Origin of the sequence: Leptolyngbya sp. Cla-17 (assembly GCF_016807185.1) — a bacterium.
In the GTDB taxonomy this organism is placed as follows: domain Bacteria; phylum Cyanobacteriota; class Cyanobacteriia; order Leptolyngbyales; family Leptolyngbyaceae; genus ULC077BIN1.
In genome coordinates this window covers 1623130-1644153 of sequence record NZ_JAEVYN010000002.1, presented here as the reverse complement: position 1 = coordinate 1644153, position 21024 = coordinate 1623130, and the positions used below count along the sequence as shown (strand labels likewise).

The 21024-nt window shown below is 48.9% G+C and carries 20 protein-coding genes and 2 pseudogenes; 14 read left to right on the top strand and 8 right to left on the bottom strand.

Annotated features, from left to right (window positions below; translation table 11 throughout):
- Positions 1 to 9 precede the first annotated feature (9 nt).
- Both rfbD and JOY44_RS18710 read right to left on the bottom strand, forming a co-directional pair.
- Positions 10 to 894 carry a dTDP-4-dehydrorhamnose reductase gene (gene rfbD / locus JOY44_RS18715; RefSeq protein WP_171575090.1) on the bottom strand — a complete coding sequence of 295 codons (885 nt, stop codon included), beginning with the start codon at positions 892 to 894 and terminating at the stop codon, positions 10 to 12.
- Positions 895 to 1026: 132 nt separating this feature from the next.
- Complete coding sequence (locus JOY44_RS18710) at positions 1027 to 2700, bottom strand: bifunctional pantoate--beta-alanine ligase/(d)CMP kinase (RefSeq protein WP_197985561.1); 1674 nt, start codon at positions 2698 to 2700, stop codon at positions 1027 to 1029.
- 280 nt (positions 2701 to 2980) lie between these two features.
- On the opposite strand from JOY44_RS18710, the gene JOY44_RS18705 reads away from it, so the two are divergent.
- Positions 2981 to 3742, top strand: coding sequence for a ferritin-like domain-containing protein (locus tag JOY44_RS18705; RefSeq protein WP_171575089.1), 762 nt, complete (start codon positions 2981 to 2983; stop codon positions 3740 to 3742).
- 92 nt (positions 3743 to 3834) lie between these two features.
- Positions 3835 to 4725 carry an alpha/beta fold hydrolase gene (locus JOY44_RS18700; protein ID WP_171575088.1) on the top strand — a complete coding sequence of 297 codons (891 nt, stop codon included), beginning with the start codon at positions 3835 to 3837 and terminating at the stop codon, positions 4723 to 4725.
- 12 nt (positions 4726 to 4737) lie between these two features.
- Here the strand turns inward: JOY44_RS18700 and JOY44_RS18695 are convergent, their stop codons facing one another.
- Complete coding sequence (locus JOY44_RS18695) at positions 4738 to 5238, bottom strand: DUF3122 domain-containing protein (RefSeq protein WP_171575087.1); 501 nt, start codon at positions 5236 to 5238, stop codon at positions 4738 to 4740.
- A 126-nt stretch (positions 5239 to 5364) separates the two neighbouring features.
- Between JOY44_RS18695 and ilvC the strand changes: the two genes are divergently transcribed.
- From ilvC to JOY44_RS18665, 6 genes are all read left to right on the top strand, one after another.
- Positions 5365 to 6360 carry a ketol-acid reductoisomerase gene (gene ilvC / locus JOY44_RS18690; protein WP_171575086.1) on the top strand — a complete coding sequence of 332 codons (996 nt, stop codon included), beginning with the start codon at positions 5365 to 5367 and terminating at the stop codon, positions 6358 to 6360.
- 177 nt (positions 6361 to 6537) lie between these two features.
- Positions 6538 to 7239 carry a hypothetical protein gene (locus tag JOY44_RS18685; protein ID WP_171575085.1) on the top strand — a complete coding sequence of 234 codons (702 nt, stop codon included), beginning with the start codon at positions 6538 to 6540 and terminating at the stop codon, positions 7237 to 7239.
- 138 nt (positions 7240 to 7377) lie between these two features.
- Positions 7378 to 8550, top strand: coding sequence for a cysteine desulfurase family protein (locus JOY44_RS18680; RefSeq protein WP_171575084.1), 1173 nt, complete (start codon positions 7378 to 7380; stop codon positions 8548 to 8550).
- Positions 8551 to 8748: 198 nt separating this feature from the next.
- The gene (gene rpsF / locus JOY44_RS18675; protein WP_171575083.1) at positions 8749 to 9072 is read left to right on the top strand and encodes a 30S ribosomal protein S6; all 324 of its coding nucleotides are present in this window, start codon (positions 8749 to 8751) and stop codon (positions 9070 to 9072) included.
- A 285-nt stretch (positions 9073 to 9357) separates the two neighbouring features.
- On the top strand, positions 9358 to 9903 hold the full coding sequence (locus tag JOY44_RS18670; RefSeq protein WP_171575082.1) for an Npun_F5560 family protein: 546 nt from the start codon (positions 9358 to 9360) through the stop codon (positions 9901 to 9903).
- Entirely contained in the window at positions 9896 to 10618 is a 723-nt protein-coding gene (locus JOY44_RS18665; RefSeq protein ID WP_171575081.1) for a hypothetical protein, read from the top strand. Before JOY44_RS18670 ends, JOY44_RS18665 begins: the two co-directional genes overlap by 8 nt.
- 72 nt (positions 10619 to 10690) lie before the next feature.
- Here the strand turns inward: JOY44_RS18665 and JOY44_RS18660 are convergent, their stop codons facing one another.
- Positions 10691 to 11281, bottom strand: a complete 591-nt coding sequence (locus tag JOY44_RS18660) for a hypothetical protein (protein WP_171575080.1) — start codon at positions 11279 to 11281, stop codon at positions 10691 to 10693.
- Between the two features lie 167 nt (positions 11282 to 11448).
- On the opposite strand from JOY44_RS18660, the gene JOY44_RS18655 reads away from it, so the two are divergent.
- Entirely contained in the window at positions 11449 to 11844 is a 396-nt protein-coding gene (locus JOY44_RS18655) for a hypothetical protein (RefSeq protein ID WP_171575079.1), read from the top strand.
- Positions 11845 to 11870: 26 nt separating this feature from the next.
- Here the strand turns inward: JOY44_RS18655 and JOY44_RS18650 are convergent, their stop codons facing one another.
- Both JOY44_RS18650 and glp read right to left on the bottom strand, forming a co-directional pair.
- Positions 11871 to 13739 carry a glycosyltransferase gene (locus JOY44_RS18650; protein WP_171575078.1) on the bottom strand — a complete coding sequence of 623 codons (1869 nt, stop codon included), beginning with the start codon at positions 13737 to 13739 and terminating at the stop codon, positions 11871 to 11873.
- Positions 13740 to 13938: 199 nt separating this feature from the next.
- Positions 13939 to 15222 carry a gephyrin-like molybdotransferase Glp gene (glp, locus tag JOY44_RS18645; protein ID WP_171575077.1) on the bottom strand — a complete coding sequence of 428 codons (1284 nt, stop codon included), beginning with the start codon at positions 15220 to 15222 and terminating at the stop codon, positions 13939 to 13941.
- A 186-nt stretch (positions 15223 to 15408) separates the two neighbouring features.
- Here glp and JOY44_RS18640 point away from each other — a divergent pair, with 186 nt between their 5' ends.
- From JOY44_RS18640 to JOY44_RS18620, 5 genes and pseudogenes are all read left to right on the top strand, one after another.
- Positions 15409 to 16083 (top strand): hypothetical protein, encoded by a 675-nt coding sequence (locus tag JOY44_RS18640; RefSeq protein ID WP_171575076.1) that lies wholly within the window; start codon positions 15409 to 15411, stop codon positions 16081 to 16083.
- A gap of 15 nt (positions 16084 to 16098) precedes the next feature.
- Positions 16099 to 16548: pseudogene (locus tag JOY44_RS18635) on the top strand (EndoU domain-containing protein); the annotation flags it as partial.
- Between the two features lie 6 nt (positions 16549 to 16554).
- The gene (locus JOY44_RS18630; RefSeq protein WP_171575075.1) at positions 16555 to 17178 is read left to right on the top strand and encodes a hypothetical protein; all 624 of its coding nucleotides are present in this window, start codon (positions 16555 to 16557) and stop codon (positions 17176 to 17178) included.
- On the top strand, positions 17174 to 18283 hold the full coding sequence (locus JOY44_RS18625; RefSeq protein WP_307822073.1) for a phospholipase D-like domain-containing protein: 1110 nt from the start codon (positions 17174 to 17176) through the stop codon (positions 18281 to 18283). The genes JOY44_RS18630 and JOY44_RS18625 overlap by 5 nt, the downstream gene beginning before the upstream one ends.
- 530 nt (positions 18284 to 18813) lie before the next feature.
- Positions 18814 to 18987: pseudogene (locus JOY44_RS18620) on the top strand (helix-turn-helix domain-containing protein); the annotation flags it as partial.
- Positions 18988 to 18991: 4 nt separating this feature from the next.
- Here the strand turns inward: JOY44_RS18620 and JOY44_RS18615 are convergent.
- A protein-coding gene (locus JOY44_RS18615) for an IS630 family transposase (RefSeq protein WP_197985559.1) occupies positions 18992 to 19875 on the bottom strand; the annotation gives its coding sequence in 2 pieces (ribosomal slippage) (positions 18992 to 19546 and positions 19549 to 19875; 882 coding nt in all).
- A gap of 396 nt (positions 19876 to 20271) precedes the next feature.
- Positions 20272 to 20976: a GTP cyclohydrolase I FolE gene (gene folE, locus JOY44_RS18610; protein WP_171575073.1), complete on the bottom strand. Its 705-nt coding sequence runs from the start codon at positions 20974 to 20976 to the stop codon at positions 20272 to 20274.
- Positions 20977 to 21024 lie beyond the last annotated feature (48 nt).

Genomic DNA, 21024 nt, shown 5'->3' with positions numbered 1-21024 from the left:
AACATGAGCTTAACCAGACACTTGTTGCAGTTCTATCAGCATTTTGCGGAGACTTTCGAGCCAGTGGGGAGGATGAGTGCCGAGGAGGGCAGAGATTTTTTTGAGAGACAGGACGGAAAAAGCGGGACGAGGCGCGGGTAGGGGATATTCTTCGGTGGTGATGGGGATGACACGCTGCACTTGCAGCGGAAAGCCCATTGCTTGGGCTTCTTCGATAATGGTGACGGCAAAATCATACCAACTGCACACGCCACTGTTGGTGTAGTGATAAGTGCCTGCGGTTTCGGTGGTGAGTTGGGGGGCAAGGTGAGCGATCGCCAGTGCCAAATCCTTTGCCCAGGTAGGCGCACCAATTTGATCAGTAACAACGCGCAGTTCATCCCGTTGAGCACCCACCCGCAGCATCGTTTTCACAAAGTTGCCCTTACCTTGAACGCCGTAAACCCAGGCTGTGCGGATGATCATGTGTTTTGGACAGGCTGATCGAATTGCCGCTTCTCCTGCCAATTTAGAAGCGCCGTATACGCCTAAGGGATTGGTCGGAGCGGTTTCCAGATGAGGGCTGCTGCTTTTGCCGTCAAACACATAATCCGTGGAAATGTGAATTAATCCGGCTCCCACACTTTCCGCTGCTTCTGCCAAAATGCCAGTCGCTTTGCCATTCACCAAGGTTGCCAGATCGGGTTCGCTTTCTGCCTTATCCACTGCGGTGTAAGCCGCCCCATTGACGATAATAGTGGGCTGCAATTGCTCCACGATCGCGCGAATGGTGTCGGGGTTTGCTAGATCCCACTGGGTGCGATCAATGGAAGTCAATTCACCCAGGTGAGCTAAGGTCTGTTTTAGTTCTGCTCCAACCTGTCCATTTGCGCCTGTTAACAGGATTTTTGCCATAGAACATCACCAAATTGATAAGGGGGCTACGCTCAAAACTGACTTAACCATATTGCAAAGCAAATGAGAATAGGTAAAGAGATAAAAAGGAAGGAGATAGCCAAAATAAAGACTTTGCCAAGCTTGAATCTCCTACAAGTTGATGGCGGCATTGTATTGTTCAACAATCTGATCGATGACCGCTTGAATCGTCAAGCCGTCGGTGATGAGTTCGATCGCGTCGTCGGCTTTGCACAGGGGGGCAAGAGCGCGAGTGCTGTCTTTACGATCGCGATCGCAAATTGTCTGCTCCAACTCATCTAGGCTGACATCACCCATGCCCTGATTTTGTAAATCGCGCTGGCGACGACGGGCACGCTCTTGCACAGACGCAGTCAGAAAAATCTTCAGTTCTGCGTCGGGAAACACATTGGTGCCAATATCTCGCCCTTCGACCACAATTCCACCTTGCTTGCCATAGAGTTGCTGTTGCCGTACCAACGCCCAACGAACCGCAGATTGAGCGGCGATCGTAGAAACTTGGGAAGTGACTTCTAGGCTGCGAATCGCTTGAGTAACTTCTTGCCCATTGACGAAAATGGAGAGAGTGCGGAGTGCAGAGTGTGGAGTGTTGTTTTCTCCCTCTTGACCCCTCATCCCTGACTCCTGATCCCTAAACTCAATGTGACACTGGCTGACCAGTTCAGCGATCGCGGGTTCGTCGTCAAGAGCGATCCCTGACTGCATGACGAGCCAGGTGAAAGCACGATACATGGCTCCGGTGTCGAGATAAAACAAACCGAGGTTTTGGGCGACCTGTCTTGCTACAGTAGATTTTCCGGCTCCAGCGGGTCCATCAATCGCCACGATTGGTTTGCGATCGCTCAGCAGCACATTGTCGATTAGGCGAGTGGAGCCAATCCGGGCTCCCACTGCTAATAAGCCTGTGTCCTCAATTTGGGTTAGGGGAGTCATAGTCATTGGGTGAACCAGTTCAACGTATTCGGGGATCAGATCGGGTGCAGTTGTTAACACTGCCTTAACCGCCCCGATTAGTTTACTACCTAATCGCTCTCCAGCTTGAAAGGCGTGGGTCGCTTGCTGCAATGCCCGATAAATGGTAGCCGCTTGCTCTCGTTGAGTGTCAGTTAAATACTGATTGCGAGAACTGAGAGCAAGTCCGCTGGATTCACGGGCGATCGCACACGCCACAATTTCTACAGGCAAGTTCAGATCCTTAACCAATTGGCGAATGATGGCAAGCTGTTGGGCATCTTTCTGTCCAAAATAAGCACGAGTCGGCTGCACTATATTCAGCAGTTTAGTCACAATTGTTGCTACGCCTTGAAAATGCCCCTCTCTAGAACGTCCGCAGAGTTCGCTAGTCATCGCTAAAGGAGGAAGCACCTGAGTCAGGGAAGTAGATGCTGCTCCCATTTCTTCTGCATTGGGCACAAATAAAGCATCGACGTTGGCTTGTTCGCAGAGAATTTGGTCTTGTTTTAAGGTGCGGGGATAGCGCTGCAAGTCTTCAGTGGGTCCAAATTGCAGTGGATTTATAAAAATGCTGACGACAACAATTTTATTCTCTCGACGGGCGCGCTGAATGAGACTGAGATGCCCTGCGTGAAGAGCGCCCATGGTAGGCACAAAACCAATTTCTAGGGGCATTTTCCAACTATCGGAATCGCTGACTGGCTCCAGGTCATGCCGCCTAAAACGATAGGATTCCAAGTAGCAGCGTAAGCCAGATAGGGTTGTGAACAGACGCATTAAATGGTTTCCCCGAATGAAGTTGCGATCGCGACCTGATAAATCTTGGTTCAACGAGCCTGAAAAATTCTTGAAATTGCCTTTTTGTCTGACTCAAGGCCAACCGCAACCATCCTCATAAACTGTAGCCAGATTTTCTCTAGACAGCTATAACTTTTTTGACGCTGGATACGGCTAGTTCAAAAATCCAGTACCACTTTAAAAAGTCCGGCAATACAAGTCACCGCTTAGAATTGACCGACTTAAAATTGGTGTAAAAATAGTCGGGTTCTGTACGGCTCAAGTTGTGAAATGACGTTAGGATCTCGCCTGTACGTTCCTAAGCAACTATTTTATGAATCTTTCGACCCAACTGCTTCATATTCTTGGCTCTGGTGCATCTGCCTACATTTCTGCCCGGAACATGCGCGATTTGCAAACTCGCCCCAACACGCTTGCAGCCCTGCAAATGGCAGAATCTGGTTCTGTTCCTTTTCTAGAAGCGCTTGGTGCGCGGGCTGCTGCCGAAGGAGACGCTTGGCTGGCAGAACGGCTGGCTCGTCACGCCACGGATGAGCGTCGCCATGGTCAAATTTTTGCCCATGCGTTGAAGCAGTTAAATAAGCAACTGATTGACTTCAAATCTATTCCACAAACGACAACTGATGGAACGCCGGATGAACGTCGCCGCAGCCCATTTTTTGAGGCTTATTTCAGCGATTACTCCAGTGAAGAACTAAAACCCGAAAACATTGATTGGACCGTATTTTTTGCCAGCACTTACATCCTTGAACTAGATGCCAGCAAAGACTTTGTTCGGATGGCAAATGCCTTACCTGAAACCGAGCCCGCCAGTGTCAATTTGAAAAAAGGCATTCTCAGTGTTGCCCAAGATGAAACTGGACACGCTGCCTATCTGCGAGAAGCGCTGGAGCGGCAGTTGTCTCCGGCGGTGGTGGATGAGGCGATCGATCTGTGGCGCACCCGCAAAGTCAATGCCCTAATCGCTATGGTGGGTGGTTTCCTGCAAAAAGGAGGCAAAATGCCTGACCTAACGCAAGAAGGAATGCTCGATCGAGCTGAAGCGACTCCAGAGTTGGTGGGAGTTGGGGGTTAGGAGTGCGGGATCAGGAGTTCGGGGTGCGGAGTTCGCCATGTTTCCAAAGCTGCTGCGGTAAAATAAAAGGGAATTATTAAGGTTTGTAACGTATGCGGGTGATGGAATCAGCAGTGGCGGTGCCGGGGCAGTTTTGGGAATGGCGGGGTCAGCAGATTTATTACGTGAAGGCGGGAGAACGACACAGTGATCGCCCGCCTTTGCTACTGATTCACGGCTTCGGTGCCTCGACCGATCACTGGCGTAAAAATGTTGTTGGGTTAAGCGACGAATTTGAGGTGTGGGCGATCGACTTACTGGGGTTTGGGCGATCGGCAAAACCTGACTGGCAATATAGCGGCGATCTCTGGCGCGATCAACTGCACGACTTTGTGACTGAGGTGATGGGTCAACCTGCGGTGCTGGTGGGTAATTCGCTGGGTGGCTATGCAGCGTTATGTGTGGCAAGTCAGCGTCCGACTTCTGCGGCTGGGTTGGTGTTAGTGAACAGTGCGGGACCGTTTACTGACTTGAAAGCTACCCCGCCCAAACCTGATCCGGTTCGGGAAGTGATGGGTGCGGTCATACGCAGTTTGTTTCAGCAAGACTGGGCAAGCTACTTGCTATTTCAATATGTGCGGCAAAAGTTTTTGATTCGCAGAACGCTAGAAAAGGTGTATCTCGACCAGAGCGCCGTGACTGACCGCCTGGTGGAGGAAATCTATCAGCCTTCTTGCGATCCGGGTGCGCCGAAGGTTTTTGCATCGGTCTTTCGTACGCCCCAAGGTGAGAAGGTGGATGTGCTGCTCGGTCAGTTGACTTGTCCGTTATTAATGCTGTGGGGTGAGGGTGATCCGTGGATTAATGCGCGCGATCGCGGTGCCAAGTTTCGTGAGTACTATCCGCAGTTGACGGAATATTACTTGCAGGCAGGGCATTGTCCCCATGATGAGGTTCCTGATCAGGTGAATGAGCTGCTGCGATCGTGGGTGAGTGCGCTTTGAGGGCTTTACCATTTAAGGGTTTTGCCACATAGCGGCAACCCTGCGCCATTCTTTCACCACAAACGGCGGCACAGCGATCGCAACCTTGCTTTTAACAGCAGGCAATTCTAGCTTTAACGGTGCGTCTGATGTCAACCCGGTAACGACATCCAGGGCATCGTATTCACCCACATTTGTAGGAAATGGCGAGATCTGCGGCAAGGTATCGGTAGCCATCCAAGTTTGCTGCGGACTGGTAATTTGCAAATCTGCCGGATGTTCCAGTTCCCCGGAACCAGGAAAACCCACAACGCGCAGATGAATACTTTCCACCTGTCCCCCATGAACCCGCTTGAACAAAACGAATTGCCAAGCTCGATCGCTTTGATCTCGCAGGGTTTGCAGCGATCGAAACATCGTGTAGTTATCACTTTCAGGGTAAGTGTGCACCGACGCGATCGCCGGAGGGCTAAAGCTCAGTAGGAGACTCAGCACACAGATCATTTGCAAAAACTGTCTAGCACGGCTTTTCATTGCTTTACTCTGGACGCTCTTTTCTCTGACTCTATCGAAAAGCCAAAATAATGCGTAGACGGCAAAGACCTTTGGTAAGATCAAAAGTTTGCACGGAATTACGAAGCCGCAAGGAGATACCCCATCATGGCGCGAATGTATTATGACGCAGATGCCAACTTGGATCTGTTATCGGGCAAGACCGTTGCCATTATCGGCTATGGTTCCCAAGGACACGCCCACGCATTGAATTTGAAAGACAGCGGCATCAACGTGATTGTGGGCTTGTATCCCGGCAGTAAATCTGCTGGCAAAGCCAAGGATGCCGGAATACCCGTTTTGAGCGTGGATGAAGCCTCTAAACAGGCAGATTTCATCATGATTCTGCTGCCTGATGAAGTGCAGAAGACCGTTTATAAGCAAGAAATTGAGCCAAATTTGACCGAAGGAAAGGTGCTGGCATTTGCCCACGGCTTTAACATTCACTTTGCCCAAGTCGTGCCTCCTAGCCATGTGGATGTGGTGATGGTGGCTCCCAAAGGTCCAGGTCATCTCGTGCGCCGCACTTATGAGCAGGGTGAAGGCGTTCCGGCGCTGTTTGCGGTGTATCAAGATGCATCCGGTCAGGCACGCGATCGCGCGATGGCCTATGCAAAAGGCATTGGTGGCACCCGCGCAGGCGTGTTGGAAACCACCTTCCGCGAAGAAACCGAAACCGATTTATTTGGTGAACAGGTTGTACTGTGCGGTGGTTTAAGTGAGCTGATTAAAGCCGGATTTGAAACCTTGGTGGATGCTGGCTATCAGCCCGAACTGGCGTACTTTGAGTGTCTGCATGAAGTGAAGCTGATTGTGGACTTGATTGTGGAAGGTGGACTGGCAAAAATGCGTGACAGCATTTCCAACACCGCAGAATATGGCGATCTCACCCGTGGTCCTCGCATTGTCACCAATGAAACACGTGCTGAGATGAAGAAAATTCTGCTGGAAATTCAAAACGGGCAGTTTGCGCGGGAATTCGTGCTGGAAAATCAGGCTGGCAAGCCAGGGTTTACCGCCATGCGCCGCCGTGAAGCGGAACACCCAATTGAAGAAGTGGGCAAAGATCTGCGCGCTATGTTTAGCTGGTTGAAGAAGGCATAAGAATTATAGAGTAAGGGGTTGGGAGTACGGAGTCTATAAGATAGGGAGCAGAGCAGAACAGAGAAGTCATAAACCTAAACTCTACAGTTCACACTCCGTACTTTAAACTCCGCACTCCGTACGTTTCTTTCCGCACTTCGCACTTTCCCTCGTTATCCAAGAGCAAGGCTTAGTTTCATGACCGATGCGGCAGATAAACCAGTGCAATCCCAGTATTCCGTTACCATCTGGGAAACGATCGCGATCGCCTTAGCTGGCGTTTCCCTGGTGGCGATTGGGACAGCGGGGTTGGTCTACAAATTTTTTAGTAATGCGGCTAATCCTCAGCGGGCGACTTTGATTGCCCGTAGCCTGATGGATTATCAAATTCCGGGGGGTGCCCAAGGAGCGTTTGGGTCAAATTTTGGCGGGGCAAAGGTGGCGATCGTCACTAGCCCTGGATTTCCTAGGGATGGCAACTTAGTCTCACCCGCCAAATTGGCAGAACTCAAAGGGGTTGAGTTATTTATTGCTAGAGTGCCGCTAGATGTGGAAACTCCCGTTGGTAGCGTGGTTGTTCCTGATGTTTATGCTGCTAAACCTACTGATCCTTACGATCTTTTTTCGTCGCCTGATTTTTCTTTCTCTTACCGCTCTGGAGAAGATTTTCGGGCAACCACTGAAACAATCGAAGACAGGAAATTCTGTGGTTCTGTGGTGCCCGTTCGGATTCAAACGGGTGAGCTTATTTTGAGCGAGCAGCTTCCAGGTATCCCGGCAGCTAAATATGACGCGATCGCGACGTTTGAGAATAGTAAACGTCAAGTAACAGTGACCGCGATCGGGCTAAACGCGAAGCAAACCTCTAATACTGTTTTTAATTCTCTGAAATGCAAGTAGATATCCCTGATAGGTTGCTTGAGCTATTGTTCGCGATAACCTGATACTGGCTAGCCGTCATGAAGTTGCCGGAAGACAACCCTGGAAACACTACTGTTAATACTCAGGAAACGGGTGGCATTTGCGTTTATTAACTAGATGAATACCTCTCCACGTCCGATTTACTTAGATTGCCATTCCACTACGCCCGTTGATCAACGGGTTATGGCAGCAATGATGCCCTTTTTTACTCAATACTTTGGAAATCCTGCAAGTGTGAGTCATCAATATGGGTGGGAAGCCGAAGCAGCCGTGCAGCAAGCTAGAGAACAATTGGCAGCGGCGATCGCGGCAACACCAGAAGAAATTATCTTTACGAGCGGAGCTACGGAAGCCAACAACCTGGCAATCAAAGGCGTAGCAGAGGCCTACCTTGATCGCGGCAAGCACATCGTTGCTGTGGTGACTGAGCATAACGCGGTGCTAGACCCCTGCCGCTACCTGCGATCGCTCGGATTTGACATCACTTTTTTGCCCGTGCAGTCGAATGGATTAATTAGCCTAGCTGACCTGGAAAACGCCCTGCGTCCCGATACGATTTTAGTGTCGGTGATGGCAGCAAACAATGAAATTGGCGTGTTGCAGCCGATCGCTGAAATTGGCGCATTGTGCCATCAACGTGGAATTTTGTTTCATACGGATGCAGCTCAGGCGATCGGCAAAATTCCGCTAAATGTGAATGCAATGAAAATAGATTTAATGTCACTCACTGCACATAAAATTTACGGTCCGAAAGGCATTGGTGCGCTGTATGTGCGTCGCCGCAACCCACGAGTGCAGATTGCGCCTCAACTACACGGTGGCGGACATGAACGCGGACTGCGATCCGGCACGCTTTACACACCGCAAATCGTTGGTTTTGCCGCAGCGGTGCAGTTAGGTATTGATGAGATGGGTGCAGAAGCGGCGCAAACGTCCTACCTGCGCGATCGCCTGTGGCATCACCTCAGCCAGCTGGACAAGATTTACCAGAACGGGCACCCTACTCAGCGCCTGGCCGGAAACCTTAACATCAGCGTGGATGGTGTGGATGGGCAAGCACTACTGCTGGGATTGCAGCCTCATGTTGCCCTGTCTTCTGGCTCTGCCTGCACTGCCGCAAAATCGGCTCCTTCCCACGTCCTTCAGGCAATCGGACGATCGGATGCGCTTGCTTATGCCTCTCTGCGATTTGGAATCGGCCGATTCAATACGGAAGCTGAGATTGATCAAGTGGCAGAATTCGCGATCACAACGATCCAAGCCCTGCGGCAAACATCGATAGTCTCTTAACGAGGTGATGAGTTTAGGGAAACTCAAAACTGGTATGTGAAAAATTGGTATATGATTGTAAGTCCTTGCTTTTGTAAGCTGCCTTTAACAAAAGTTAAAAACTTGTCGTCTGTGGGTCGTCAGACCATTTTTGAAGCAGTGTGATACTTTTTTAGCCCTACTTACTACAGAAGCCGTCTAGTCCACAAGGAGATTTTCATGCCTCAACTGTACGAAACAATGTATATCCTTCGCCCTGATGCAGGTGAAGAAGCGGTCGGTCAAGCGATCGAAAAATATCAAACAATTTTGAAAGATAATGGAGCCGAAATCCTCGAAACCCAGCACCGCGGCAAGCGTCGGTTGGCATACGAAATTAATCGGCATCGGGAAGGCGTTTATATTCAAATGAACTACCACGGAAGTGGTAAAGAAATTGCCCCCCTAGAGAAGGCAATGCGTTTGAGTGATGATGTGATCCGTTATCTCACGGTGCGGCAAGACGCTCCAAAAGTAGAAGTCGTTGAAGAAGTAGAAGAGTAGCATTCACTCTAAAATATTTGCCCTACCGTTTGAAAATATTCAAGCCGTAGGGCTTTTTAATTGCTTCACAGGGCTAGCTTTATGCTAATTTGGGCTTTTCCAACGCTTTAACTGTTGAACTTCTTCAAAAGTTGATTGAAAAGAACTATAAATCAAGTATCAATTGCGATTGCAAGTGATACATTAGCTGCAACTAAAGGTGATACACCGTCGATTGTTTCTTGGCTTTTCTTCTGAGAAACTAGACGAATTATTTTCAAGCATTAACAACGGAGTAATAAAGCTGTGACTGAATCTATTGGAATAAATGTGATTGATCCTCAAGCAGAAGTGGCTCGCCTACGGGAAGAGTTACAAATGCGAGACAGCTTAGTGCAGCAGCTCTCCCAAGAACTGTTTCGGCTGGTAAAGGGAAATGCAGCCTTCATGCCAAGTTCAGAAGTATCTGAGCGGCATTTGGTGGAGGTGCGTGCTTTACGAGAGCAGTTAAAGGGTGTGGAGGAGCAAGTTTCGTTTTATCAAGGGCAAATTAGCGATCGCGATGGTGAGATCTACCAGCTTCGCCAGTCTGTACAAGAGTTGAGCGATCGCTCACGCATGTTGGAACAGGTTGTAGAAGAACTACCCAAAATCTATCGGCAAAAGTTTGCAGAGCGGCTTGCTCCAGTGAAAGAAAAAGTGGTTCAAATTCAGCGAGAAAACCGTCAACTACACGCCGAACTGCAAAGCGTTAGCTATCGCTTAGCCGTGCGAAACCGCCGCCAAACTCACTTGGATCTACCCAGCTTTCCTCGTCCAGGAATTGTAATGCCGAGCTTTGGGAATGCCTAACGTCCTGATTTTAGTCGATTCAGATCAAGCTCAGCCTTCAGGCTTTTCTGCGGCAACACAAATGATTGATGCGCTGCAAATAGCCATCAGGGATAACCAAGCAACTTCCAACACTACTGCTTTAGATCAGTCATCTTGGCAAGTGGAAGTTCGAGTTGCAACAACGTTGACACCCAATCAGTTTAGCCATGAGGGGTTAGGAGACTCGCTTCTCTGTCCGCTAACTTTGGCAGTACCAGAATGGTTAGAGTTTCCTGCACAGTCTGTTTATCAAGCCTGTCAAGATATTGAGGGTCTGAGACAGCGGGTTTTGCAATGGCAGTACAAAGTTGGAGAGGGCAATGGATGGTTGCCCATTGTGCTAACCGGCAAAGGACCTTTGTATGGTGAAGTAATTGGCGTGAAAGGCGCAGTTCCAGTGGGATCTGACCTCAACGCATCCCATTATTTTCAACCGATTCATTTGGTTGACGTGCAGCGGCAGGCGCTATATGGTTTAGCCCAGCGATTGCTGCGATCGCTGGCCGTGCCTCCTGCGGTTTATCTGCTGCAATTTGGCTTTCATGGAGAAACACTTCAGTTTGATCGGCTGATACCATTTCCCGCAGCCCCCGCGATCGCCAGCATCAATCTTCAAGAACCTGACCTTTTTGATTGCCATTGGCGCTGCCTCACCAACCAGCCCATTCTCGATCTCACTATTTCTGCTGTTTAAATGGATTGGACTCCTACTGCGGAATGTGCAAGAGGCTCCAGTTTGCAGCAAGTCCAGTGACCCAATCAACGACTAGTCAGTAATGGGTATGGCTCCCGCTTGACAATCACGTAGCCAGCGTCGAATCGCCTGGGCGGTTAACTCCTGAGTTGTCTCTCGGAGTGGACCGGCGTATCGATTATCTGTGGGATAGAGACCCCTACGAGAATACAGGATTGCGACTTGCCAACCTGAGGTTGGAGTGCGGGCTAGAAATAGCCAGTGGTAATGCTGATAGGAAGTGGGCTTTTTGCTGTCGTATTCCCGTTCTAAAACGGTGAAGAATGCTTGCTGCAATCCACCCTGGTTCGCATCAGTCGTGGTGCTGGTTACTACAGGCAAAGGCTCAATATTCGGCTGGGTTGCTGCGATCGCATAAGTAGGAAACTGATTACTTCGCTGATGGCTGAGACGGTTAATATAGCTTGGCAAATCACGAAGGAGTGCTTTTGTCAGCGGTTCTAGTTCCGTTGGGCAGGTGGTGGCTGGGCGAATGAGTGAAGTTCCAGTTCGAGGCTGGGCGGTGGCTAATGACTGACTATGGGCAGCAGACTGAACCGCAACACTGCTCAGGGTTAGGGCGATCGCACCCCAAAGATACTGACACCCACGCTGATTGATCATAAAACTCTTTGAAGGGTGTTTTCACATTTAGTCGTTTGTTTGTTGCATTGTGGCTCAAGCCAGCCTGCACAAGCAAGAGAAAACAATCATTTAGAAGTGGGCGATCGCGGAGGTGACAATTCACCCGATACTAAGTCTGTACGCTTGGAAAAACCCCGCCTAAACCTATGCAGTTTGAGTTTGTTCCGGTTGAGCAATTTTATTTTGCCCTTACGTTAGCAGTCAAAACCTTAGAAGAACTGACTACTCCAGGCTTAGCCGAAAAAGTTGGCATTCGATTAAAGCAGGAATATGGGCAATCGTCTACCGTTGCTGCTGCAACCCAAAACACTTATAACTACGTGTTTAAGGTTCAGGGCATCGACAATAGCCCAAATTCTGGCTTAGTTGTGACTATTGCTGACTGGCAAGGAAACCTGCGACTGAGCAGCGATTATGGTTGGACGTTGGATGGAGAACGCAAACCTGTTCGCACTGAAAAATTTAGCCAGCGCCCAGAATTTGCTCAGGAAGTGCAGCAGTATATTCAAGATTGGCTACAGGTGTCGCTGGTGGAAGCGTAGGAACAGGAGTTTGAACTCTACTACATTTATTCGGCAATCTTTTCAAGGATGACTTGATGGCTTTGATGAAGCAATTTGATTTTCTTGTTGAAAATTTTGAGAAATGCATCGATCGCAACTTTTGGCGGATCTTCTGTGATCTCTGGGGCAAACACAAACCCATAATCATCAAAGATGATGAATCCACCAATTTTCACTAATCGCCAGGTTAGCAAGGCATCTTCTAAAACGTCGCTGGCGATATGAGAACCATCAATATAAGCCAGATGATAAGTGTTTGGAATGAGCGATCGCAGCACTATTTGAGACTTACCTACCACCTTCCTAACTTTTTCAGGATCACCTGTTTTCTCAAGATTTCCATCAAATCGCTGTTCAATCGTTTCCAAGACCGTTTTATCCACTATTGCTTCATGTTCAGCGCTACCCTCAAACGTATCAATACAGGTGATTCGAGCGGTAGGATCAGTGGCGATGTTTTCTAGCATCCAACAGGTTGAGCGTCCTTCCCAACTGCCAATTTCTAAAATTCGCAGATCTAAAGATCCTTTCAACACCTGTAGAAACTGTTCCCAAACTAACAAGTTATGACTAAACCAATCTTGAGAAAACTGGTAGCCTTTCTGCCGATTATGCAAGGTGTATTTTACGTAGGTAAGCTCAGAAACTGCTTGGGTTAAATTTGCATCCAAATCAACTGATTTTTGTAAGTAAGTAAACGCTTCATCTAGTTTATTTTGAGCTTTTAGTACAGTTGCAACATTGTAGTGAATTCGGGCTAAATCTGATTGAGCGAGATTGGGGTTTACTTGAATGGCTTTCTTAAAAAATAGGGCGGCTTCGTCAAGATTACCTTGCTGTTGTTGAGCAGAGCCTAAATTGTTGTAAGACACTGCTAGAAACTGGCTAACTTGAGGCGCAGTAGCAGGATTTTCTTCTACACCTTTCTCACACAAGAAAAGAACTTGCGAGTATTTTTGCTGCATTAAAAGCTCTTGGGCAATCGCTTGCCAGTTCATCCAATGCATCGGCACGCGATCGCCCTGAAACTTGCCAACTTTTTCAAACAGATACTTTAGTCGCTCCTCTTCCAGCTTATTTGCTAACAAATGTAGCTCCCGATCTTCGGGCTTTATAGGTTCCGGCTGACAGAGTTCTGGAGGCGTTTGAAATTTTTTGATCTGGCGATCAAGATTGTTGTTGGGATAACGAATATACTCTGTGGTATCTAAATTGATGCGATAGATTTTGAAAAACTTGAGCAACCAGGAATAGTAGGGGATATCTTCTCGCCCAATGCGCTTATATACGGCAGCTTCAGGATAACCTTCTACAAATTCATGACAGGCTTTCCATAGGCAAAAGTTGATTGGCGCACCGTTTTCGATCGCCGATTTCCAATAGGGATGCAGCTTATCTTGGGTTGCAATTCCAGTTTTTACAATCCCTACAGGTTCGGGCGGCAACTCTATTTTTAGTGGAGGATTACTGCCAGGAATTGTAAAAGCATTGGGTGTATTTAGATCTGCCTGATGTCCTAATACTTTCAAGCAAACAAACACATGTTCTGGATAAAAAAGGTCATCTCCATCCATAAAAAAGATGACTTCCCCCTTTGCAATTTTGGCGCCAATGTTTCTTGCCGGTCCAGCCCCTAAGCTTTTTGCATGTTCAATAAATTGATAGTTACTTTTCTCACAAATGTAATCTCGAATGACGGCTGAAGATTCGTCTCCAGAGCCATCATTAATCAAAACAATTTCGGAGGTGATTTGCCGCTCTGGATCGGCATGTTCATAAAAGAAATTGATGCTGGCTTCAATGCTTTCTAAAGTTCTGACAATCACCTTTTCGCAATTGTAGACTGGGACAATAATGGAAAAAGATTTCATCATAAGGCTATTATCCAAAACCAAAAGAATTTGCTTGAAAGCTGAGGGCTAAGGGTGCATCCCATCGTGAGTTTGCCCTTATTTCCTATGAACGCTCAGCCGAACGGTGAGGAATGCAAAGGTGGAATCCACCCAATAGAAACCCAAGTGCTGAAATTTTAACTGTGAAACTGGGAATGTAAAGTTGGAGAATTTAGAATCGTTATCCGATGGGCAACACTTGCACATGATCGCCGACCGAAATTTGAGTTTCCTCTAACGGGATAACCGCCAGTCCGCTCGTTCCCGCCAAATTAATTAAATTTCCAGAGCTATGGCTACCCGTCGCTAGTTCAAACTCAAACTCCCCATCTACCAGCCGCAAATTGCCCCATAGGTAAGATTCACGCTTCCCGTCTGATTTAAGGGTGCTTAGCGATCTTGCCTTAACGAATTTTGGCTCCCAGGGTGAGGGCAAACCAGATAATTTTCGCAAAGCAGGCAGCACAAATCGCCAGCAAGAGACTAGGGCAGAAACCGGATTGCCGGGAAGACCAAAGTAAAGCAATTGTTTTTTTGAGGTTGGGGAGTCGAGTGAGGGAGTCTCTTTTCCTCTGCCTTTCTCGTGATCGAAGGTCGCTACAGTCAGTGGTTTTCCAGGCTTCACGGCAACGGCATGGATATGGATGGTGGCTCCTAGCGCTGCCAATATTTCATCGACGTAATCATAGTCGCCAACGGAAACGCCACCGGAGGACAGAACCATGTCAGCCGCCGCGATCGCCTGTTGAATAGCCGTCTTCAATGCTTCTGGCTGATCAGGAACGCTTCCCAACATCAGTGGTTCTGCTCCAGCTTGGGCGACCACTGCCGCAAGCGCGTATTGATTGGAATCCACAATTTGCCCTGGTTGTAAGGGCTGATCAATGCCGACTAGTTCGCTACCGGTGGAGAGAATGGCGACTTTGGGACGGCGATACACGTTGACCTGGGCACACTGGGCAGCGGCTAACACGGCAATTTCAGGAGCTTGCAACCGCAATCCGGGAGGTAACAAAGCATTACCTGCCTGATAAAACGCGCCGCGATCGCGGACAAAAGCATGATGCTGCGGGCTGGCAAAGATAGTGACGCGATCGCCCTCTCGCTGCGTCTCTTCTTGAATCACAATTGTATCCGCCCCTGTTGGCATCACTGAACCCGTCAAAATCCGGGCTGCCTGACCTGGCTGAATCGGTGTCTGCGGCTGATAGCCCGCTGGAATCTCTTCCACAATATCCAAGATCACAGGATTTTCGGCCGAACAAGTCTGCACATCGTCGTACCGCACGGCATAACCATCCATTGCAGAATTATTCCAGTGAGGAAAATCCAGAGAACTAGTCACTGTTTCTGCTAATATTCGCCCCGATGCATTCAGCAAACTTAGCGTTTCCACATCGTAAGCGCGATCAAAGGGCTGCACTAAATTTAAGATAATTTGTTCGGCTTGATTGACTGGCAGCATGGTCAGAGTTGAGAACTAGGAGTTAAAAGCCAAGAAAACTTTACCAGGTGTACGTTCGCACATTAAAGGCTCTTGCTCCTGACAATTACCATGAATTTTTCTAAAAAGCGTTCGGACTAATGCTATGACCTGTTGTATTGACTTGCTGTCAGCCTTGCCCACCGCTAAGCCCCAGGAGTTGTTTTCATGCCCCCTTTCTCCAAACGAATCGCGATCGGTTTTACTTGCTTATCGGTCAGCGTTACATCAGCATTCTTTGTCAAAACTATCAATGCTCAAGTGCCGCCGTCGGGAACCTTCACAGCGATGCAAGCCTGCCCTGCAACACAAGCCATCAACGGTAATAATCCTGGCAACGTCCAGCTTACACGGGGCACCAGTTATACTGCCATCGGCTTCAACAGTCCGCAGCGCCAGTTTGTGCTCGTAGCAGTGCGGGGGGCAACTCCCGAGCGACGCTGGGTCAGGGCGACCTGTGGTGAGTTTCAAGCGCTTGATGGCAGCCCTGTAACGCCAACCCCATTACCCAGCGCATCGCCGACTCCAGAACCGACGAACCCATCCAACTCGTCACTGCTACCGTTCTTTGATACAAAAACGAATCCGGTTGCAGTGGACTTTCCCAGAGGCGAACAGAAGGACATTTCGCCGCGTCCACCGCAGCTAAATGTGTTCGATCGCAAGATTTTGGAACTTTGCGGCGCTGGGTTTGATGCACCTGTGAGCGACGTTAAGTTTCGGCAGTTGATGACGTTTTATCCAGATGTCGTTCGTAAGCTGAAGCAGGCAACGGGCGGTGAACTAAAACCTAACCGCAACTCTGATAGCCAATTTTTGGATGATTTAACCGCCATCTGGTAAGAGCAGAAGGGCTTTAAGCACATTTTCTGCGGCGAGAAGGATGGTAAGAGCATCGGCGGGCTGCATTTTGTCGGTCGTTACCTGGAGTTGCAGCAGAACGGCATTGGCGGACGCATTCTCCGCGCTGGAAACGGCAGAAAGGCAATCCAGGAAGTGGTGGATGGTGAAATTTATACTTTTGGTGTGGCGATCGTGCAAAACGGTCGATTGATTGCAGACAATCCTGTCAAAGGCTATCCCTACACTCTCAATGCCCAGGAAATGTTGCTGGAAGCTACGCGTGGATTCAAGCTGTTTAAGTCCGACTCCAGCGAATCTAAGGGTTGTCTGCTGACGATCGCAGTACCGGGTACTACACCGCATCAAGCCGTGTTTGTCAAAAAAGCGGGCGCGATTCGCACGTTTTACCCTGACGCGACTCCCGACACAAACCGCAATGGATCGTGCGATCAACTACCCCGGTAAGAAACCATGCGAAAAAAAGAGACGAATGGCGCGATCGCAGTCCAGGCGATCGCAGGCACCTATGTGGTCCTCCTGGGCATTGATTTAGCAGAAGCGAGTAGTGCAGGTGTGCTGGGGTTTGCGATCGAGCGCATCGACCACACCGAAGACGAACGTTACTGGCTCAGGGGCTTCCGCACCTTTGAAGAGACTGATCCTAGTTTGCCGCCGGGTAGCCTGGTTTCGTCTCTAGAACATCCCATTCAGGCGTTTTTGTGGGGCGACTTCACCGCCAAGCCCAACCATGAGTACACGTATCGCGTTGTCGCTCTGCGCGGCAAACCCCGAAAGTTAGAGCAGAGCGACACCGTAGCAGTGAGGCTTAACACTGAAGATGAAGCGACGGGCACCCATGCTGTGTACTTCAACCGAGGTGTAGCGGGTTCGCAGGCGTATGCTCGCAAGTTCAAAAATCTGTCGCCGGACAAAGTGCCCAAAGGCAAAGCCTGGGAATGGCTGTCTCGCGGTCTGGTCGAAGCGCTGCTGGCATTTATAGCGGTTCTCTGTCGGATGAGGTGCAGTTGGGACAAAGCGGGGAAGGGATTTGAGGCTCTAGTTTGCACCTCACGGGAGCCGGAAACGCTATATTAAACAGGCAAAAGGCAGTCAGTATGAACTGCGGGCAGCGCTCTATGAGTTTCAATATCTCCCTGTACTGCAAGCGTTTGGTGCCGCCCAGAAAACGGGAGCCGCTGTCAAAATCATCGTGGATGCCAAACAAAATAGCCAGAACTATCCCAATCTGGCAAACCAGGCGGCGATCGCTGAAGCCAACATCAAAGCGCTCACGCTTCCCCGTGCTGCTAACCCCAGCTACATAGCGCACAACAAATTCATCGTTTTGCTTAAAGACCGTAGGCCTATTCAAGTCTGGACGGGTTCCACCAACATTACTGATGGCGGCATCTTTGGACACTCTAACGTTGGGCACGTTGTCCGCGATCCCGCTGTTGCTGCCCAATACCTTGCCTACTGGGAAGAGCTGAGCCAGGATCCTACGGCTGCCAAACTGCGTCCCTGGAATGACCAGCAAACGCCTATTCCATCCGGTTTGCCACCAACTGCAACGACTACAATCTTCAGCCCCCGTCGATCGCTCGAAGCGCTGGAATGGTACGCCGATCGCATGGAAGCAGCAAATACAGCAGTGTTCCTCACGGCTGCCTTTGGCGTGAACGATCTGCTGGCAGCGGTTTTAGCAAAAGACAAAGACTACTTGCGCTATGTCTTGCTCGAAAAAGAAGACGGCAACGTAGAAAGTTTGCGCCGCGACCCCGACAACCGGATTGCCGCTGGAGCCGCCGCGAAAGGTAGCACTTTCGATCGCTTCCTCAAAGAAAAAACGACGGGACTCAACACCCACGTCCGGTACATTCACACCAAATATATGTTGATCGATCCCCTCAGTGATGATGCGATCGTCATTACGGGTTCTGCCAACTTCAGCAACGCCTCAACTAAGAACAACGACGAGAATATGCTGGTGATTCGAGGCGATCGGCGCGTTGCGGACATCTATCTGGGTGAATTCATGCGACTCTTCATCCACTACTACGCTCGCTATGTCGCTACAGTGCAAACGGTAGAACCCGACGAAGCGCGATCGTTCCACCTCAAACCTAATGATTCCTGGCTCAAAGGCTACTACAAACCCGGTTCACCTAAACAAAAAGAGCGCCTGTATTTCGCAGGTTGAGAAGCGATAAAGATCCCTAACTTCCTAATTCAGCAACGGCTAATTTTCGTAGAACGCTATAAGGTGTGTCATCAATATACTTAAACTGGCATCAGAAAAACTAAGAAATGAACCCAAAAGAGAACAGGCGATAACTCAACGATATGCACTGCGAGAAGACCAGTGGGCGCGGATCAAAGAGTTATCACCAAGACGTCAGAGCTGTGTAGGAACTACTACAAAAGACAATCGATTGTTGATCGAAGAGGTGCTGTATTTCTACAGCAGATACAGTGCTTGCCAACAAAGCTGACGATGCGGACAAGCGGGTGGTTGAGACACTCCAAGCCCAGCGGTTTATCTCGCTGCTTCCGTCATGTGGCTTAATTGATACACTCCTTACACTATCTAAATGACGGTTAATTTTGCATGTTTGCGGAGGAATTAATAAATTTGTGCAAAAGAACTTGGAACATGAAGGCTGGATTTCCTATTATAGCTCTAAACACTTGTGTTAGGACGTAAGATAGAGGAAGGGAAAGCGTTAGATAATACCCACGCCTGTCCCCTATAGTGAAGACCTGCGCCAAAAAGCGATTGCGGCGGTTGAGCGTGGAGCCCGCAAAAGCGAAGTCAGCCGAATGCTGAACATCAGCCGCAACACGCTCGACCTATGGCCGAAGCGACAGGAACAAACTGGCACCTGCCAAGCAATCACTCATTATAGCCCTAAGCAAGGATATTAGGACAATACTTAAACGCGGCATCGACACAATTACGAAAGGTGTCAAACTCATCCCACCGTTGCCGCATCCAATTTTTGAGCACAAACCACCACTGCTCAATCTTGTTCAAGTCAGGAGAATAGGCGGGAAGATACCAAATCTCACATCCCGCCTTTGCCACAATTTCATTGATGTATTGAGAGCGGTGAAAACTGGCATTGTCAATCACAAGTGCATTCCCGGGTTGCAATTGAGGCAGGAGGCAGTGCTCTAACCACATCTCGAACAGGTCTCGGTTGCAAGACCCTTCAAAGGTCAAAGGCGCAATCAGGTTTCCCTCGCACAAGGCGGCAATCCAACTGACTCGTTCGGTACGTTTGCCCGACTTAAGCGCATAGAAGCGTTGACCCACCTCGCAGTAGCCATAGGGATACTCCTCTCGGTTATCAATGCCTGCTTCATCCACATACACCACCCCAGTGACTGACCTTGTCTTCAACTGCTCTTGAAAGGCTTGACGCTTCTGCTCATCGCGCTCTCGGTAGCCGTACGTCTTTTTTTTCGACTCAAACCCAGTTTTCGCAGCGCGTGACTGATGTTCTGCTGCGTCACCCCTTCGCCCCATAACTTCGCCATCTCCCCTTGAGTCTTGCCGCCATGGGCTTGGGCAAACTTACTAAATCGTTGCCAGTCCGTAATTTTATGTCGATTTCCCCGCTGATAATGGGTGACCGCTTGGCAGGTGCCAGTTTGTTCCTGTCGCTTTAGCCACAGGTCGAGCGTGTTGCGGCTGATGTTCAGCATTCGGCTGACTTCGCTTTTGCGGGCTCCACGCTCCACCGCCGCAATCGCTTTTTGGCGCAGGTCTTCACTATAGGGGGCAGGCATTGTATTATCTAACGTTTTCCCTTCCTCTATCCTACGTCCTAACACAAGTGTTTAGAGCTATAATAGAGCATTCATAAGAAATTCACGATAAGTTTAGTGTTTACACAGTCCCACTTTTCCCTACATAGCATCAAATGCAGTGTGCTCCAGTAGTTTCACGCAATTCAAGCGGATTAAAGAGTTGTGAGGTTTGTGTAAAGATGGTACATCACAACTAAGGTAATTACCTAACCCATGACGCACTTGAATGCCTATCAAGGAATTACTGGTAGAGAATCGTTAATGCCCAAAGTTGTGATTTAATACATGCAAAAGGAGCTAGCAGTTTCAATCTAGCTCCCCTAATATTTAGCCCCACACTATGGCATATAGCAATTGTAAAGTTGCTATGTATTCTTAAAAGGCTGGCTTATGGCGAATTAAATTCAGAAATTCTTCGCGGGTTTTTTGCTGTTCTTGAAACACGCCCACCATTGCACTGGTGACCGTCCAAGCGCCAGGTTTTTGTACACCTCGCATTGTCATGCACATGTGACTAGCTTCCATCACTACTGCCACGCCCTGCGGTTCAAGAATCAACTGAACTGCTTCTGCTATTTGACGAGTTAAACGCTCCTGCACCTGCAAGCGCCGAGAATACATCTCTACAATCCGTGCCAATTTGCTTAGACCCACCACTTTTTGGTTAGGAATGTAAGCAACGTGAACTTTGCCCATAAATGGCAACATGTGATGTTCACATAGGCTAAAAGCATCAATATCTCGTACTAAAACCATCTCATTGTGGCCTTCGTTGAAAATAGCCCCGTTCACGAGTTCTTCCAACGATTGCTGGTAGCCGCTGGTCAAAAACCGCATCGCCTCAGCTACCCGTTTTGGCGTTTTGAGCAAGCCTTCTCGTTCTGGATCTTCACCTACCCCTAGCAGCATGGTTCTCACTGCTTTCTGCATTTCGCTCTGTTGTTCGTCTGATGGAATATGCAGTTTTGGCTCTTGGGCACCATCTAAGGTGTTGCGATCAGGACGGAGTTCTAGATTTTTAGGAATCTCAGCAACAAGGCGATTGGAGTCACTGTTGGAACCGTTGGAAGCAGTAGTCATAATTGAACCAGAATTTGATGATGTGAAAGTGGATAAATTAACAGGAAT